General features: G+C 57.3%; 16 protein-coding genes. 14 read left to right on the top strand and 2 right to left on the bottom strand.

Annotated features, from left to right (window positions below; translation table 11 throughout):
- The 8 genes from atpD (at position 1) to CCASEI_RS08560 (ending at position 5,878) form a co-directional block, all read left to right on the top strand.
- Positions 1-1,446 carry a F0F1 ATP synthase subunit beta gene (atpD, locus tag CCASEI_RS08595; protein ID WP_006823370.1) on the top strand — a complete coding sequence of 482 codons (1,446 nt, stop codon included), beginning with the start codon at positions 1-3 and terminating at the stop codon, positions 1,444-1,446.
- Positions 1,447-1,456: 10 nt separating this feature from the next.
- A complete protein-coding gene (locus tag CCASEI_RS08590) occupies positions 1,457-1,828 on the top strand; it encodes a F0F1 ATP synthase subunit epsilon (protein WP_006823369.1) in 372 nt (123 codons plus the stop codon).
- A gap of 419 nt (positions 1,829-2,247) precedes the next feature.
- The gene (locus CCASEI_RS08585) at positions 2,248-2,763 is read left to right on the top strand and encodes a DUF2550 domain-containing protein (RefSeq protein WP_035095713.1); all 516 of its coding nucleotides are present in this window, start codon (positions 2,248-2,250) and stop codon (positions 2,761-2,763) included.
- Between the two features lie 94 nt (positions 2,764-2,857).
- The gene (gene nucS, locus CCASEI_RS08580) at positions 2,858-3,550 is read left to right on the top strand and encodes an endonuclease NucS (RefSeq protein ID WP_006823367.1); all 693 of its coding nucleotides are present in this window, start codon (positions 2,858-2,860) and stop codon (positions 3,548-3,550) included.
- A 31-nt stretch (positions 3,551-3,581) separates the two neighbouring features.
- Positions 3,582-3,893, top strand: coding sequence for a hypothetical protein (locus CCASEI_RS08575; protein WP_006823366.1), 312 nt, complete (start codon positions 3,582-3,584; stop codon positions 3,891-3,893).
- 90 nt (positions 3,894-3,983) lie between these two features.
- Positions 3,984-4,490 (top strand): hypothetical protein, encoded by a 507-nt coding sequence (locus tag CCASEI_RS14445; protein WP_155894830.1) that lies wholly within the window; start codon positions 3,984-3,986, stop codon positions 4,488-4,490.
- A gap of 100 nt (positions 4,491-4,590) precedes the next feature.
- Entirely contained in the window at positions 4,591-4,905 is a 315-nt protein-coding gene (locus CCASEI_RS08565) for an MTH1187 family thiamine-binding protein (protein WP_006823364.1), read from the top strand.
- 34 nt (positions 4,906-4,939) lie between these two features.
- Positions 4,940-5,878, top strand: coding sequence for a tetratricopeptide repeat protein (locus CCASEI_RS08560; protein WP_025387712.1), 939 nt, complete (start codon positions 4,940-4,942; stop codon positions 5,876-5,878).
- A 105-nt stretch (positions 5,879-5,983) separates the two neighbouring features.
- Here the strand turns inward: CCASEI_RS08560 and glgB are convergent, their stop codons facing one another.
- A complete protein-coding gene (gene glgB, locus CCASEI_RS08555) occupies positions 5,984-8,104 on the bottom strand; it encodes a 1,4-alpha-glucan branching protein GlgB (RefSeq protein ID WP_006823362.1) in 2,121 nt (706 codons plus the stop codon).
- Positions 8,105-8,203: 99 nt separating this feature from the next.
- Positions 8,204-10,216, bottom strand: a complete 2,013-nt coding sequence (locus CCASEI_RS08550; protein WP_025387711.1) for a maltotransferase domain-containing protein — start codon at positions 10,214-10,216, stop codon at positions 8,204-8,206.
- A gap of 67 nt (positions 10,217-10,283) precedes the next feature.
- Between CCASEI_RS08550 and CCASEI_RS08545 the strand changes: the two genes are divergently transcribed.
- From CCASEI_RS08545 to CCASEI_RS08520, 6 genes are all read left to right on the top strand, one after another.
- Positions 10,284-11,180 carry an ABC transporter ATP-binding protein gene (locus CCASEI_RS08545; protein ID WP_404825245.1) on the top strand — a complete coding sequence of 299 codons (897 nt, stop codon included), beginning with the start codon at positions 10,284-10,286 and terminating at the stop codon, positions 11,178-11,180.
- A gap of 139 nt (positions 11,181-11,319) precedes the next feature.
- Positions 11,320-12,204 (top strand): NUDIX hydrolase, encoded by an 885-nt coding sequence (locus CCASEI_RS08540; RefSeq protein ID WP_006823359.1) that lies wholly within the window; start codon positions 11,320-11,322, stop codon positions 12,202-12,204.
- Complete coding sequence (locus CCASEI_RS08535; RefSeq protein ID WP_025387710.1) at positions 12,180-13,385, top strand: THUMP-like domain-containing protein; 1,206 nt, start codon at positions 12,180-12,182, stop codon at positions 13,383-13,385. The genes CCASEI_RS08540 and CCASEI_RS08535 overlap by 25 nt, the downstream gene beginning before the upstream one ends.
- Before the next feature lie 109 nt (positions 13,386-13,494).
- The gene (locus CCASEI_RS08530) at positions 13,495-14,298 is read left to right on the top strand and encodes an electron transfer flavoprotein subunit beta/FixA family protein (protein WP_025387709.1); all 804 of its coding nucleotides are present in this window, start codon (positions 13,495-13,497) and stop codon (positions 14,296-14,298) included.
- Between the two features lie 13 nt (positions 14,299-14,311).
- Positions 14,312-15,253: an electron transfer flavoprotein subunit alpha/FixB family protein gene (locus CCASEI_RS08525; protein WP_025387708.1), complete on the top strand. Its 942-nt coding sequence runs from the start codon at positions 14,312-14,314 to the stop codon at positions 15,251-15,253.
- Positions 15,253-16,380 carry a cysteine desulfurase family protein gene (locus CCASEI_RS08520; RefSeq protein ID WP_025387707.1) on the top strand — a complete coding sequence of 376 codons (1,128 nt, stop codon included), beginning with the start codon at positions 15,253-15,255 and terminating at the stop codon, positions 16,378-16,380. Before CCASEI_RS08525 ends, CCASEI_RS08520 begins: the two co-directional genes overlap by 1 nt.
- Positions 16,381-16,531: the final 151 nt, after the last annotated feature.

Below are 16,531 nucleotides of genomic sequence, written 5' to 3'. Positions count from 1 at the left end.
ATGACTTCAGCTCTGCAAGAGCAGAACACACAGTCGTCGGCAGTAGCCGGCCGTGTGGTGCGTGTCATCGGTCCGGTCGTCGACGTGGAGTTCCCGCGTGGCGGACTACCGGCACTGTACAACGCACTGACCGTCGAGATTAATCTCGAGGCTGTAGCACGCACCATTACCCTTGAGGTTGCTCAGCACCTCGGCGACAACCTCGTTCGTGCCGTATCCATGGCACCTACCGATGGCCTTGTTCGTGGTGCGACTGTAAACGATACTCAGAAGCCAATTTCCGTCCCAGTTGGCGATGTTGTTAAGGGCCACGTCTTTAACGCATTGGGCGACTGCTTGGATGAGCCAGGCCTCGGCCGCGATGGCGAGCAGTGGGGAATCCACCGCGAACCACCAGCATTCGATCAGCTCGAAGGCAAGACTGAGATCCTCGAAACTGGCATCAAGGTTATTGACCTGCTGACCCCTTACGTTAAGGGCGGCAAGATTGGTCTGTTCGGCGGCGCAGGTGTGGGTAAGACTGTTCTTATCCAGGAGATGATTACTCGTATCGCACGCGAGTTCTCCGGTACCTCCGTCTTCGCAGGTGTTGGTGAGCGTACCCGTGAGGGCACCGACCTGTTCCTGGAAATGGAAGAAATGGGCGTACTGCAGGACACCGCCCTCGTGTTCGGCCAGATGGACGAACCACCAGGAGTTCGTATGCGCGTGGCTCTGTCCGGCCTGACCATGGCGGAGTACTTCCGCGATGTTCAGAACCAGGACGTGCTGCTGTTCATCGATAACATCTTCCGTTTCACCCAGGCAGGCTCTGAGGTTTCGACCCTTCTGGGCCGTATGCCTTCCGCCGTTGGCTACCAGCCAACCCTGGCTGATGAGATGGGTGTTCTTCAGGAGCGCATTACTTCCACCAAGGGTAAGTCGATTACCTCTCTGCAGGCTGTTTACGTTCCTGCGGATGACTACACCGACCCAGCTCCAGCGACTACCTTCGCTCACTTGGATGCAACCACCGAGCTCGACCGTGCTATCGCTTCTAAGGGTATTTACCCAGCAGTGAACCCACTGAGCTCCACCTCTCGTATCCTTGAGCCAAGCATTGTTGGCGAGCGTCACTACGCAGTTGCGCAGCGCGTTATCAACATTCTGCAGAAGAACAAGGAACTCCAGGACATCATCGCCATCCTTGGTATGGACGAGCTGTCTGAAGAGGACAAGATCACCGTTCAGCGCGCACGTCGCCTCGAGCGCTTCTTGGGCCAGAACTTCTTCGTCGCAGAGAAGTTCACCGGTCTGCCAGGCTCCTACGTACCTTTGGCTGACACCATCGATGCATTCGAGCGCATCTGCAACGGCGACTTCGACCACTACCCAGAGCAGGCCTTCAATGGCTTGGGTGGCTTGGACGACGTCGAAGCAGCATACAAGAAGCTGACTGAGAAGTAGGGAGAGGCACATGGCTGACATCACCGTGGAACTGGTATCTGTAGAGCGCATGTTGTGGTCTGGTAAGGCCAGCATCATTTCCGCAGAGACCACCGAGGGTGAGATCGGCGTGCTTCCGGGTCACGAACCGATGCTTGGCCAATTGGCTGAGAATGGGGTCGTAACCTTCCGCCCAGTCGACGGTGACCGCAAGGTTGCCGCCGTACAGGGTGGCTTCCTCTCCGTTTCCGCTGAGAAGGTCACCGTCTTGGCTGACTGGGCTGTCTGGGCAAATGAGGTCAATGAATCTCAGGCTCAGGAAGAATCCACGTCATCTGATGAACTGGTTGCTTCTCGTGGACAGGCAGCGCTTCGCGCCTTGGCTCGTTCCCGTGAGAGCTAATCTCAAGAGCAATCTTGGATAAGCTCGCACGACGAGCAATCGGAGATAAAGGGCAGCAATGACCGCCCTTCCTCTCTCACTTAAATCCCCGCAGTACTTCGGTACCGCGGGGATTTTTCGCGCCAATTTCTGCTCGGTGCAGGAAGAAGTTCGTCATGAACCGTAATATCTAGCCCCACTAGTGGGGAGTTTGCACCAATCGGTCATTGACACCGGCAGCAAAGTGTTTCCCGGGTCAGGCGGGTAGTCAACCAAACGATTTATTGTGACTCTACGCAGGCACTCTGTAGACTATTCAACAACTTGAGATTGATTGAACCGCTTCGTTGCAGTTTGGTTGAGGCAGTTCAGACAGTACTTTGTCTCGCGCCGTGGCCTTTGCAGAAGTGGTGGATGATGAGAAGGGCAGAACGAGACTGATGAGCGTGGGTTCGGTAATCTTCTGGGTACTGGCCATTATTGCCATTTTGGTCGTATTCTTTGCGGCCATGCGCTTTTTCACTTTGCGTTCTCGCGGCGCTTCGGTTCTGCTGCGCAAGCTTCCGGCCAAGGGCTTTCACGGCTGGCGCCACGGCGTGCTGCGCTACAAGGGTGACACTGTGGATTTCTTCAAGCTCCGCTCTGTTTCTCCTATGGCTGACTCTTCAATCAACCGCCTCGACATCGAGTTGCTGGACACCCGTCCGGTCACTGATGACGAGGCTGCTTTCATTTCTGAGGACTACACGATCATTCGTTTTGTCAACGGCGGCGTAGATTATGAGTTGGCGTGTACTCAGCACGCACTGATGGCGTTCGGCGCTTGGGTTGAGGCATCGCCATCACAGCGCAAGGAACGCATTGATTTCCGTCGCCTGCGCGATAGGGCAGAGCGTCCACGCGGGACCAATATGCCCTATGACCCAAATACTTGGTCAAGCTACAACGGTAGCTAGATAAAACTTCATTAGTACAGCGCACAGCATCCGAAGAGGATGTTCTGTGCGCCTTAGTTTTTCTTAGGCGCGGCTTACGCATAATGTAGAGGACATGCGTTTAGTCATCGCCCGTTGTTCTGTCGATTATGTCGGCCGATTGGATGCCCACCTTCCCATGGCAGATCGTCTGCTTTTGCTCAAAGCTGATGGTTCAGTCTCTGTGCACGCCGACGATCGTGCGTACAAGCCATTGAACTGGATGACCCCTCCGTGCACATTGGAAGAGTCAGAAATCAAGGATATTGATGGCGATCCAACAGGGGAGTACCTGTGGTTGGTGGAGAACAAGAAGGGTGATCAGCTTCGTATCACCATCGAGGAAATCCACCAGGATATTGAGGCAGAACTTGGTGAGGATCCAGGTCTGGTCAAAGATGGCGTGGAAGCACATCTCCAGGAGTTGCTGGCTGAGCACATCACCACCTTGGGTAAGGGCTATTCCTTAGTTCGACGCGAGTACCCAACGGCGATTGGCCCCGTGGATTTGATGGCGCAGGATGCCAAGAAGGGCTATGTGGCCATTGAGGTCAAGCGTCGCGGTGAGATCGACGGTGTTGAGCAGCTGACCCGCTATCTTGAATTGCTCAACCGCGATGACTTGCTGGCACCGGTTGCTGGCGTGTTTGCCGCACAGGAGATCAAGCCACAGGCACGTACTTTGGCTGAGGATCGTGGCATTCGCTGCGTCATTCTGGACTACCAGGAGCTGCGCGGCATTGAATCCAACGAGCTTCGTCTTTTCTAGGCTTCGCTCGCAGCAAAGTATTTGAGAGCATATGGGACGTAAAAGTCGCCGCGGGAGGGGTTCATCGCGGAACTCCAAGGCGCAGCAGACGCCGCGGGCATTGCCCCGTGATGCCGCGGCCTTCTTCGGCGCTGAAACCGTCGAGGGGCCTTCGTGGGACTTCGGCCGTCCCTATATTCTGCGGCGCGTCGGTGCGGCTGGAGCTACCAAGAACTATGTCTGCCCCGGCTGCAATGGCACCATCTTCTCCGGCATGTCGCACATTGTTGCATGGCCGCAAGAAGGTGGTGGTCGCGTTGATGAGCGCCGCCACTGGCACACCCGCTGCTGGGATCGCCGCTAGCTATCCTCGGCCACTAATCCGCCAGTACTATTCCCCGCGCCAACTATTTAGGTTAACCTAAGTAGCAAAATCTACGTGGGGATGGTTGCAGTGGACTTTTCAACGTCATATGCACAGTGGTGGGGACACACTCTTACTTATGGCAGTATTGCCGTGCTGCTTAGCGGGTCGGTGCTGCTGGCTGTTGTATTTCTTAGGCCCTATGCACTGATAGATGACTACCCAGAAGACATCCGCCAAGCCGCACCGGCTCCCACCGCAGGGCAAAAACGCGCGGGATTAATCAGTGGCACTGTCTTCGTCATAGTTATATTCGCATCGATCACCGCTGTGGTGTGGGCGTGGGGCGCCCAGCCTCCAGAGGCAAGCTTTCTCGAATTGGCATTGATGACTTTCGCGCTGTTCGACCTCCTTATCATCGATTGGCTGATCATCTGCACGTGGAGGCCCAAGGCATTGGTTTATCCCGGTACAGAAGACAGCGCGGGTTGGCGGGATTATGGCTTTCATGTCAAAGAGCAATTGCAGCCCAAAGCGTTGCTCGTCCTAGTGGGAGCAACCTCAGTCATTGGACTCTTAGTGTGGGGGCTGACCTAAATCTCCCAGCAGCACCCTAGAATCAAAAAGTCGCTCTCAGCGTTTGCATCATGCCTGTGTACATCCCACACCAATTGTTTCGAGCGGTAGAGTAGACGGCATGATTGTTGCATTTTCTGTTGCCCCTGTCATCACTAATACCGCTGATGCAGAGATGTCGGAGGCGGTTGCTGAAGCAGTCCGCGTGGTCCGAGAATCCGGCCTTCCACATGAAACCAATGCCATGTTCACTCTGCTTGAGGGCGAGTGGGATGAGGTCTTTGGCGTGATTAAACAAGCTACCGCGGCAGTAGAGGCTGTATCCCCGCGCGTTTCCTTGGTTATCAAGGCTGATATTCGCCCGGGCTACACGGACCGCATCCGCGGCAAGGTGGAGGCCATTGACCGCCACTTGGGCCCAGATACTGCGCAATAAACCTTTAGCAAAATTTTTAGGGAGTAATACTTAAATGACTAATCCGCAGTCCGGCTTTGTTGGTGGAGCCTTGGATCTGAGCCAGGTAAAGGCACAGGCTGAAGCCCGCGAGGCCGCAAAGAATCAGTCGGCATCGGCAACGCCGACAGGCGGCATCGCGCCATTTTTCGATGTCACTGACGCGAACTTTGAAAATGAAGTCGTGCGCCGTTCCACGCAGGTCCCGGTTATCGCGATTATTGGCACCCAGCGCTCACCGGCGTCGGAGCAACTGAAGGCGGATTTCAAGGAGCTTGCAGATGCCGCGGGTTTGAAGTTCATTGCCGGCTACATTGATGCAGATACCTTCCCGCAGATTGCACAGGTCTTTGGCGTTCAGCAGCTGCCAACCGTCGTTGCGATTGGCGCCGGCCAGCCGTTGACCAACTTTGAGGGTGGCCAGCCAAAGGAAGCGCTGCAGCAGTGGGTTGATGCGCTGGTTGAGCAGATTGGTCCAAAGCTTAAAGGTCTGGACCAGGCTGATATGCCGGATCAGGTTGAGGAAGAAACCCCAGCGGAGGATCCTCGTCTGGCAGAGGCTGAGTCGAAGCTTAACCAGAGCGATTTTGATGGTGCGATGGCGGTCTATGATTCCATCCTCGCTGAGGACCCAAGCAACACCGACATCAAGCAGGCGCGCAACACCACGATGTTGCTCAAGCGCTTGGACCCAGCAAACCGCACCACGGATCCGATGGAAGCGGCGCAGCAGGCACCAGAAAACATTGATAAGCAGTTCGATGCTGCCGATGCTGAAATTGTCGCCGGCAACCCAGAGGCAGCTTTTGACCGCCTCATTGCGCTAGTTGCAGGCAACGTAGCAGGAGAGAAGGCTAAGGTGCGCGACAGGCTGCTGGAGCTTTTTGCACTTTTCGATGCCGCCGATCCCCGCGTGCTTGCCGCCCGCACCAAGCTGGCTAGCTCCCTGTACTAAAAGCTTCAGTACTTAAAGCAACCAGCCAGCTGCTGCACAACGCCGCGTACTTTGTTGCGCTCCTGCGCTCCTAGTATTCGTGGCGGTGGTACATCCTGCGGTGCACTAGCGTCGCAGGGTGTACCACTGCACGGAGTTGGCCGGGATGTGCAGTTGGACGTTGTTGTCGGAGGAGCTGACCTGGCCCGCGAGCTCGTTTCCGGCACCTTCGTAGGCTTTATCGTCGGTGTTGAGGATAAGCTCCCAGGTGCCATCTTCTGGTACCCAGACGGCGTAGTGCGGCTGGGAGGAACCAGAGAAATTACACACGGCCAAGACGGTTGAGCCGTCGCTGCCGTAGCGGATATAGCCGAGGATGGAATTATTCGCGTCATCAGCCTTGACCCACTGGAAACCATCTTGGGTGAAGTCCTGGGACCACAGCGCCGGATGTGCCTTATAAGTCAGGTTGAGGTCGCGCACGAGGCGCTTGATGCCGTGGTGGTATTCCGCGCCCCAGCCTTCCAAGTTGGACCAGTCAATCGAGTAGGCCTCTGACCACTCGGTGGTCTGGCCGAACTCGCAGCCCATGAACATCAGCTTCTTTCCTGGGTGGCTAAACATGTAGCCAAACAGGGAGCGGACACCCGCGGCCTTGTTCCAGTCATCGCCAGGCATGCGGGTCCACAAGGTGCCCTTGCCGTGAACAACTTCATCGTGGCTAAAGGGCAGCATGTAGCGCTCAGAATAGGCGTAGACCATGGAGAAGGTCAGCTCATTGTGGTGGTAGCTGCGGTGGATCGGGTCGTGGCCGAAGTATTCGAGGGTGTCATTCATCCAGCCCATGTTCCACTTCAAGTCAAAGCCCAGACCACCGTGTTCGGTTGGCGTGGTCACACCAGGCCAGGAGGTGGATTCCTCAGCGATAGTCAGCACGCCGGGGTGGTGGCGGTGCACAGTTGCGTTGGTTTCTTGCAAGAACTGCACTGCCTCGAGGTTCTCGCGGCCACCGTGGATGTTTGGCAGCCAGTCTTCGCGCGAGTAGTCCAGGTAAAGCATAGAGGCGACGGCATCCACGCGCAGGCCGTCGATGTGGAATTGCTCTGCCCAGTACAAGGCGTTGGCTACCAGGAAGTTGCGTACCTCGTTACGGCCGAAGTCAAAGACATAGGTACCCCAGTCGCTTTGTTCACCGCGGCGTGGGTCAGGGTGCTCGTAGCAAGCCTGGCCGTCGAACTTGCCCAGGGAGAAAGAGTCCTTAGGAAAGTGTGCTGGTACCCAGTCAACGATCACGCCGATGCCCGCGTTGTGCAGGGCGTCGATGAGCGCGCGTAGGTCATCCGGGTTGCCCCAGCGTGCGCTTGGCGCGTAGTAGCTAGAGACCTGATAGCCCCAGGAGCCACCAAAGGGATGCTCGGCAACGGGCATGAGCTCCACGTGGGTGTAGCCGTGTTCCTGCAGGTAAGGGATGAGTTCCTCCCGCAAGGTGTTGTAGTTAGAACCCTGCTTCCAGGAACCAACGTGAACCTCGTAGACACTCATCGGCACGTTCAAGTCCGTCGAGCGAGAATCTAGCCAGTCAGCATCCTTCCACTCATATGTGGATTCTTCGATGACCGAGGCGGTCTCTGGTGGCGCTAAGGTGCGGCGCGCCATCGGGTCAGCCTTATCAATGCGGTGGCCTTCCTTGGTTTGGATGGCGAACTTGTAGCGCTCACCCGGGCCCACACCTGGAATGAAGACCTCCCAGATACCCGTGGAACCCAATGAGCGCATGGGGTACTGCGCGGCGTTCCACCCACAGAAGTCACCAACAACGGAGACACCTTCAGCATTCGGAGCCCAGACGGCGAAAGCAGTACCGGTAATCTCACCCAGTTCGGAGGCATAGGTCTTGAGGTTCGCGCCGAGCACATCCCACAGCCGCTCATGGCGGCCTTCAGATATCAGGTGCAGGTCCAAAGAACCCAGTGTGGGCAGAAAGCGGTAGCCATCAGCGATATCGCGCGGTGGCTGTGCGGGATAAGTAATGCGCAGACGGTAGTCTTCGTTTTCTGCGAGCTCTGCGAAGAAGATGTCATCGCCAATATTGCGCATTGGTACTACGTCTTCGGCGGTCACCAACTCCACGCGCTCAGCGCCAGGGCGACGGGTATGTACGGTGCCGTCGTGCCAGCCGTACAACCCGTGCGGGTCATAGTGCCGGCACTGGTTGAGAAGACGAAGATCATCTGCAGGAATGCTCATGGTTTTAGGCTACCTTTTTCAGGCTATTAAAGGGAGGAAAGTTGCTGCTGTCCGGACCACCGGATTATCTGACTATCGGGCTTAGAGACCGAAGGTCGATTAAGCCCGATAATCCGTGACGTGGCGGTAGGCCAGTGCCTCGCGGCGCTCACGTGGGGCGGTGGGCAGGACGAAGATGTGGGCGACATCGCGCAGTGGTTCGAGGCGCACAAAGTTACGCTCAGACCATTCGTAGGTGTTGCCGGAGATCTGGTCGTGCACAGCGTAGGATTCGCCCGGTTTGCGTCCGATGGCGTTGTAGTCAATGGTGACAGTTGCTTCCTGCGCGTTGCGTGGATCAAGGTTGATGACAACGAGCACGATGTTGCCGGTGGTGGCATCGGCCTTGGAATAGGCCATCACGTTTGGATTATCCGCCTCATGGAAATACAGGTTGCGCAGCTGCTGCAGTGCAGGGTTGTCGCGGCGGATGGTGTTGAGATGGCGGATAAAACCCTCGAGGGAGTCACCGGAATTAACAGCTGCTTGGAAGTCGCGCGGGCGCAGCTCGTATTTCTCTGAGTCCAAGTATTCTTCGCTGCCGGGCTTGACCGGCATGTGCTCATAGAGCTCGTAGCCGGAGTACACACCCCACAGCGGGGACAGGGTAGAGGCCAGCACGGCGCGGATAGCGAACATCGCGCGTCCGCCTGTTTGCAGGGATTCGTGCAGAATATCCGGGGTGTTCACAAACAAATTTGGGCGGCAGAAATCGGCCTGTAGCGCGTGCTCAGTAGCGAACTCTGTCAGTTCTTCCTTGGTGGTCTTCCACGTGAAGTAGGTATAAGACTGCGAGAAGCCGTGCTTGGCCAAACCATAGAGGCGGGCCTGGCGGGTAAAGGCCTCAGCCAGGAAAATCACGCCAGGATGGGTGGCATGCACCTTGGAAATCAGCCACGCCCAGAAGTTGGTCGGCTTGGTGTGCGGGTTGTCCACGCGGAAGGTGGACACGCCAGCATCGACCCACACCATGACCACGCGATAGATCTCCTCATAGACCTTCTCCGGGGCGTTATCGAAGTTAATGGGGTAGATGTCCTGGTACTTCTTGGGAGGGTTCTCGGCGTAGGCGATGGTGCCATCGGCAAGCACTGTGAAAAACTCTGGGTGCGATTTCGCCCACGGGTGATCAGGTGATGCCTGCAGCGCCAAGTCCAAAGCCACCTCGAGGCTGAGCTCATGCGCGCGCACCACGAGCTTCTTGAAATCTTCCATGCTGCCCAGCTCCGGGTGTGTTGCCGTGTGGTCTTGAATAGCCCACGGCGAGCCCACATCATCCGCACCCGGGGTCAGCGTATTGTTCTTGCCCTTGCGGTGGACCTCACCAATCGGGTGAATCGGCGGGAAGTAGACGGTGTCAAAGCCCATCGCCGCTACGCGCTCAAGGGCTTTTTCCGTGGTGGCAAAAGTGCCATGCATTGGCTTGCCGTTGTCATCGCGGCCACCGGTGGAACGTGGGAAAAGCTCATACCACGAGTTAAACAGCGCCTGTGGACGCTCCACGAGTACCTGCTGGGTGGGCCCCTCGGTGAGCATTTCGCGGAAGGGGTTATGGCGCAGGATCTCCGCAACATCATCAGAAAGCGCCAATGCGACGCGCTCGGTCACGCTCGCGGTGCGGTCATCCAAAGCCACACCGGCGCGTAGCAATGACCGGCCCTCAGCACCATCCAGGGCGAGGCCCGCACGCGCGTACAGGTTTGAAGCATGGGCTAAGTCATTGGCTAGTTCCTCGGCGTCTTGACCAGCCGCTATTTTCTTTTCGATGGCATTGCGCCACGTCGCAATCGGATCCGACCACGCATCAACGCGGAAATACCAGGTGCCCTCAGTGCCGGGCGTAAAAATTCCGTGCACCCGGTCCGGGATGTCCTTATCCACCGTCATAGTGGAGGTCGCCACCGTCTGCGGGTCGCGTGAGGACCACACATTGAGGGTAGCGGCGATGGCATCATGGCCTTCGCGCCACACCAAGGCAGTGACGGGGATTACTTCCCCAACAACTGCTTTGACCGGCAAATTACCGTTATTGATCCGGGGCCGAACATCATCTATCCCAAGGCGCTGAGTCATGAATTCTAGGTTAGTCGAGCTGTGTCAGTTTCACCGGGCAACGTGAAATTAGGCCACAATAGATGGTGTGAACGCACCTATGTCTAATACCCCAGCTAATAACCCTGCTGCATCTAATTCTGCATCGAGAGCAACGCAGCCTTTAGAAACCCACGATGATTTGCTCATCGACTTCCGCGGCGTGGAGCTTCGCCGCGGGGGCAACACGCTTGTCGGTCCGGTGGACTGGCAGGTGGAATTAGATGAACGCTGGGTGGTTATTGGCCCCAACGGTGCGGGCAAGACCTCGCTGGTGCGCATGGCCGCTGCCGAGGAATTCCCGTCCAAGGGCGCCGCTTTTGTGATGGGTGAGCGGATTGGCAAGACCGATATGCGTGATTTGCGCGCGGCGATTGGTATGTCATCGGCAGCCGTGCAGCACCGCATTCCGGACAATGAAGTTGTCCAAGACTTAGTCATCTCCGCCGGCTATGCGGTGCTGGGCCGCTGGCGCGAACAGTATGATGACATGGACTTTGACCGTGCCCAGGACATCCTGGACCAAGTCGGTGCCCACCATCTAGCGGAGCGCACCTGGGGCACATTGTCCGAGGGTGAGCGCAAGCGCGTCATCCTCGCCCGTGCATTGATGTCTGACCCCGAGCTGCTCATCCTGGATGAGCCGACCGCCGGCATGGACTTAGGCGGGCGTGAGGACCTGGTGGGTTACTTGGGCGATTTGGCACTCGATGCTGACGCCCCAGCAATCGTGATGATCACCCACCACGTCGAGGAAATCCCTTATGGCTTTACCCACGCCATGATCTTGGACGAAGGCCGCGTTATTGCCAAGGGCCTTATCAACTCAGTGATGACGTCGAAGAATCTCTCCGAGGCCTTCCACCAGCCCATCCAGGTCGACCGCATTGGTGACCGCTACTTTGCCCGCCGCATCCGCTCTGCCCGCAAAAGCCACCGTAAGTAAGGAACGCCGGCATTAACCAGGGTTCGTTACTTACGGTGCGAGACAGGTCGAAGAAGTACAAACTTAGGGGGTAGGGATTGATTAGCTCTACCTCTCGCAGTGTTGTCAGGGCTAGTTGAGGACGTACGATTAAAGGCAAATGGGCGATACAGATAAGAATCTGAGTAGAGCTCACTTCAGCGACCCGGCTCAGATTGATGCAATTGATCACGCCGATACCACAGGGTTTAACGGCGGAAGGATGGCAGCGACCGTCCTGTTAATTCGTGACGGCAAAAACGGTCTGGAAGTCTGGGTCCAAGAACGTGTGTCCACCATGGTCAACTATCCCGGGCACGTGGTCTTTCCCGGCGGCGGGGTAGACAGCCGTGACTTTCCACCGCGGTCCTGGGACTCCGGTGATTTCTGGGCCGGGCGTTCCGTGGTGTCCATGGCTCGCCACATGGGCGTCACCAAATACAAGGCGCACGCCCTGGTCTTTGCAGCCGCCCGTGAACTTTTTGAAGAAGCTGGCACCCTGTTGGTTGTCGATGACAACGGGCCAGTCAAAGACGCCGCGCCCTTTCACGAACAGCGCGCGCTGCTCGAAACCCACGAGGTCTCCTTTACAGATTTTCTGGCGGAAAATTCCATGAAAGTCGACTCCGACCTCCTCATCCCGTGGGCGCGCTGGGTTGGGTCATCGGGTGCGAAGAACTGGTTCGATACTTTTTTCTTTCTCGCGCTGATCCCTGAGGGCCAACACCCCGATGGTGACACCGGCGAAGCCGATGACGCCAACTGGTTTCCACCCAGCTTGCTGTTGGAAGGCTGGAAAGCAGGTCTTGTCCGTCTAGTGGTTCCTACGTGGGCGCAGCTTAAACGCCTCGCGCAGTACAACTCCGTGGCAGAAGTCCTGGATGCGGCAAGTTTGTCTGATACCCGCCCGGTTATCGGCGACCACAAAGAAGACCCGCGCTACCATGACTTTTTCACTACCTCACCAATGGATCGGATTTCATGGCGTACTCCTCGAACGAAGTAGACTTCCTCGCCCGCAACCGCGCGGCCATCGCCACCAGCGCTGAGTCATTGGAGTTGACCAAGGCGTCCACCATGGCCGATATGGACTCTCTCCGCAAAGAATACGGCGAGTACTCCCGCGCCGTTGCCGAGCTCACCAGTGCTCGCCGCGCCGGGGTCCGCACCCACAAGTTCCCAGGCCTCGCTGAGTCCGCAACCGAATTCTTGGTTGATACCGGGTCTATTCAGCAGGCCACGCCGCACTCCGTCGCGCAGTTTCGCGCGCAGGAGCTCGCAGCATTAGGCATCAATCAAGTCCATGACGTGACCTGTTCCGTCGGGTTTGAGGGCGCCGCACTTACGGGCGCCGGCATCAGCTATATCGGCAGCGACATCGATCGCATTCGCTTGTCGATGGCCCGCCACAACATCCCCACCGGCCAGTTCCTTGCCGCCGATGCGCTGACCCAAACCACGACTTCCGATGTCATTCTCGCCGACCCCGCGCGCCGCGCCGGCGGGCGCCGCATTACCTCACCCGAAGACCTTTTGCCACCACTGCCAGACCTCGTTGCCGCACACCGTGACAAAGCACTAGCCATCAAATGCGCACCCGGTCTGGACTTCTCCAAATGGAACGGGGGAGTCACCATCACCTCGCTCGACGGCGGCGTCAAAGAAGCCTGCCTCTACAGCCCACAGCTATCGACGAAACGACGCGCGGTGCTTCTGACATCGGATGATGAGACAGCAAGCTTCTCATCATCCGTTAAAGGACATATCCGGACGGTGATCGAAGAGTACGACGGTGACCGTGACGAGCTGCCACAAGCCGGCGAAATCTCTGACTTCATCATTGACCCAGACGGCGCGGTCGTGCGCGCCGGGCTGGTCAAGGACTACGCTGCGCGTGAAGGCCTGTGGCAACTCGATGACCGCATCGCGTACCTCACGGGACCCCGAATCCCGGCGGGGCACTCGGGGTTTCGATTCATCGAAGAAGTACCCATCAAGAAGCTGAAAACCGCCCTTGCGGCGCTGGATTGCGGCCGGGTTGAGATTCTTGTGCGCGGAGTAGACACCGACCCTGACCAGCTGCGCAAGAAGCTAAAACTGCGTGGCAGTGAAGAATATGCCGTGGTTATCACCCGCATCGGCAGCCGCGGCGTGGCGCTGATCTGCGGCGCGCGGCAGTGGGCATAAAAATCTTGAATGAAAGCTAAGTCGTTCTAAAGTAGGTATGCCTACTACTATGGGCGGTTGAATGAATTTCGCAACACTTATATGAGCAAATAAGAAAGGTGAACGCCTAATGCCAACCATCGTGGCACTGGTTAAACACGTTCCTGATACGTGGTCGACCAAGACCTTAGACTCCGACCACACGCTAAACCGTGAAGCCGTTGACAACATGCTGGATGAAATCAATGAGTACTCGGTTGAACAAGCCCTACGTTTGAAAGAAGCCAACCCTGATTTCCAGGTTGTGGCTTTGACCGTAGGTCCTGCCTCTGCTGATGAAGCGTTGCGCAAGGCATTGGCCATGGGCGCCGATGACGCCGTGCATGTCCAAGATGACGCACTGGCTGGCTCTGATGCTCTGGCAACCACCTGGGCAATCCACAACGCGATTAACGCCATTGCCGCAAAGCACGGCAGCGCCGACTTGGTGGTTATGGGCAATACCTCCACAGACGGCAGCACCAGCTTGCTCGCCGGCATGCTGGCGGAATACCGCCAGGCACCAGCTTTGACCAACGTGCTTTCTGTAAACATTGCTGACGGCAAGGTCACCGGTACTCGCGAAGACGCGGATGGACACTGGGAGCTTTCTGCCTCCCTGCCAGCGATCGTGTCTGTCACCGATAAGGCTGACCAGCCACGTTTCCCTAACTTCAAGGGCCTGATGGCTGCGAAGAAGCATGACGTGACCGTGTGGTCCATCGCTGATATCGGCGTTGAGGCCGGCAACGTTGGCCTCGCAGCATCCACCACCGCCGTGACCGCAGCAGCTGAAAAGCCAGCGCGCACCGCCGGGGACGTTATTGATTCCGGCAGCCCAGAAGAGATGGCAGCGAAGGTTGCTGACTTCCTGGCATCGAAGAACTTAATTTAGTAGGAGAATTACCGTGTCTCACGTATATGTTCTGGTCGAGCACGATGCCGGCCAGCTCGCCCCTGTAACCGCAGAGCTCATCACCGCAGCCCGCGAACTCGGCGCTGTCTCTGCCGTGGTTGTTGGCGGTCACGCTGAGGAACTTGCTCCTCAGCTGGCCCAGTTCGGTGCTGTTCAGGTGGTAAACGCCACCGCCGCTGACTACGACGCTCGTCTGATCACCCCAGAAGTTGATGCTCTGCAGACTCTGGGCCAGGCAAACCCAGCACCAATCCTCATTGCTTCCACCCGCAAGGGCAACGAGATTGCCGGCCGCCTCGGCGCGCGCCTGGCATCCGGTGTTCTGGCGAATGTCTCCGCTGTTGCAGCTGATCGTTCCGCAACCCTGTCTATCTTCGGTGGTTCCACCGAAGTCACCGCGCAGGCACATGGCAACTGCCCGATCTACACCCTGCAGCCAGGTGCCGTCGCACCATCCGAAGCACCAGCAGAGACGCAGCTTGCACCGATGCCACTTCCAGCAGCAACAGAGCGCGATGTGCAGGTTGTAGGTTTCACCCCAGCTGTGAAGTCTGCTCGCCCTGAGCTTGGCACCGCCAAGGTTGTTGTGGCCGGTGGCCGCGGCGTTGGCAACGAGTTTGCCGGCGTAGTTGAGCCTTTGGCTGATGTCCTCTCCGCTGCCGTGGGTGCAACCCGTGACGCAGTCGATGAGGGCTGGTACGACCCAGCACTGCAGATTGGTCAGACCGGCGCGACTGTATCTCCTGACCTTTACATCGGTCTGGGTATTTCCGGCGCTATCCAGCACACGTCCGGCATGCAGACCTCCGGTACCATCGTTGTTGTTAACCAGGACCAGGATGAGCCTTTCTTCCAGATCGCTGACCTGGGCGTGGTGGCAGACCTGCATGAATTTGCACCAGCACTTGTAGAAGAATTGAAGAAGCGCTCCTAATGTCGTATTTCGATTACGCAGCAACCCAACCCATGCGCCAATCAGCTATTGATGCATGGGTGGCCGCTTCCGGCATGCTCAACGCCGGCGCCCAATACACCTCGGGCCGTAAATCACGCTCTGTATTGGATGACGCGCGTGAGACCGTGGCTGAGCTGCTTGGTTGCGAGCCAATCGAAGTTGTTTTCACCGCCTCCGGCACCGAAGCAGACAACATTGCTATCCAGGGCCTTTTCCACGCCTCTACTAATGAGGCGGGCGCCGGCCGCATTATTTCTTCTCCTATTGAGCACTCTGCTGTTCGTGACACCGTGGCCCGTTTAGAAGAACAGCACGGCGCCACCGTGGATTTCATGCCAGTGGGCCGTGACGGCCACATCAGTGATCTCACAGCCCTGGATACTCCGGCTGCTGTTGCTACTTCTATGTGGGCCAACAATGAAACTGGCGCTATTCAGCCAGTCGAAGATATTGTTGCTCGTGCGGCTGCGGCAGGCACACCGGTTCATGTGGATGCCGTGCAAGTGGTGGGCAAGCTGCCCATCAACTTCCATGAGCTCGGCGCTGCGACTTTGGCGGCAAGTGCACATAAGTTCGGCGGTCCGCGCGGTATCGGCCTGCTGCTAGCAAAGCGCACTCCCGCACCGCGTCCACTGATGCTCGGCGGCGGTCAGGAACGCGGCATCCGACCTGGCACCAATGACGTTGCTGGCGCCTCAGGTCTCGCAGCAGCACTCAAAGAATCGCTGGAGCAGCTTGAGAAAGAATCCAACCATATTCGCAGCCTGCGCGATGCACTTCGCGATGGCATTGTGAACACCGTCGATGACGTGGTGGTTAACACCACCGAGCCATCGTTGGATTCTCATCTGCACGTGTCTTTTCCTGGCACCGACGGCGATAGCTTGATTTTGCTGCTTGACCAGCGCGGCATTGAAGCAGCCACTGGCTCTGCCTGCCACGCCGGTGTCAACCGCATGTCGCATGTGCTTGAAGCGATGGGCGTTAGCGACGACCAAGGCCGCGGCTCCTTGCGTTTCACCCTGGGCCGACTCACCACCAAAGAAGACGTCAAGCAACTACTGGCTGTTCTTCCCGAAGTAATCACCCTTGCTCGCTCGGTCTAGGCGGCAAGCTAACTTCCACTCAATCTATCCTCAGCATTTCCGGCACACTGTCAGAAAAATGCTGAGGATATTTTTATGCTCTCAACCACATGAAAAACACTTCCAGTAGCTGTGGCCTGCGCAAAATTACGCCAACCCCCTAAACAAAAAT

The organism is Corynebacterium casei LMG S-19264, from assembly GCF_000550785.1.
Taxonomy (GTDB): domain Bacteria; phylum Actinomycetota; class Actinomycetes; order Mycobacteriales; family Mycobacteriaceae; genus Corynebacterium; species Corynebacterium casei.
This window is presented reverse-complemented; position numbering and strand designations above follow the sequence as displayed.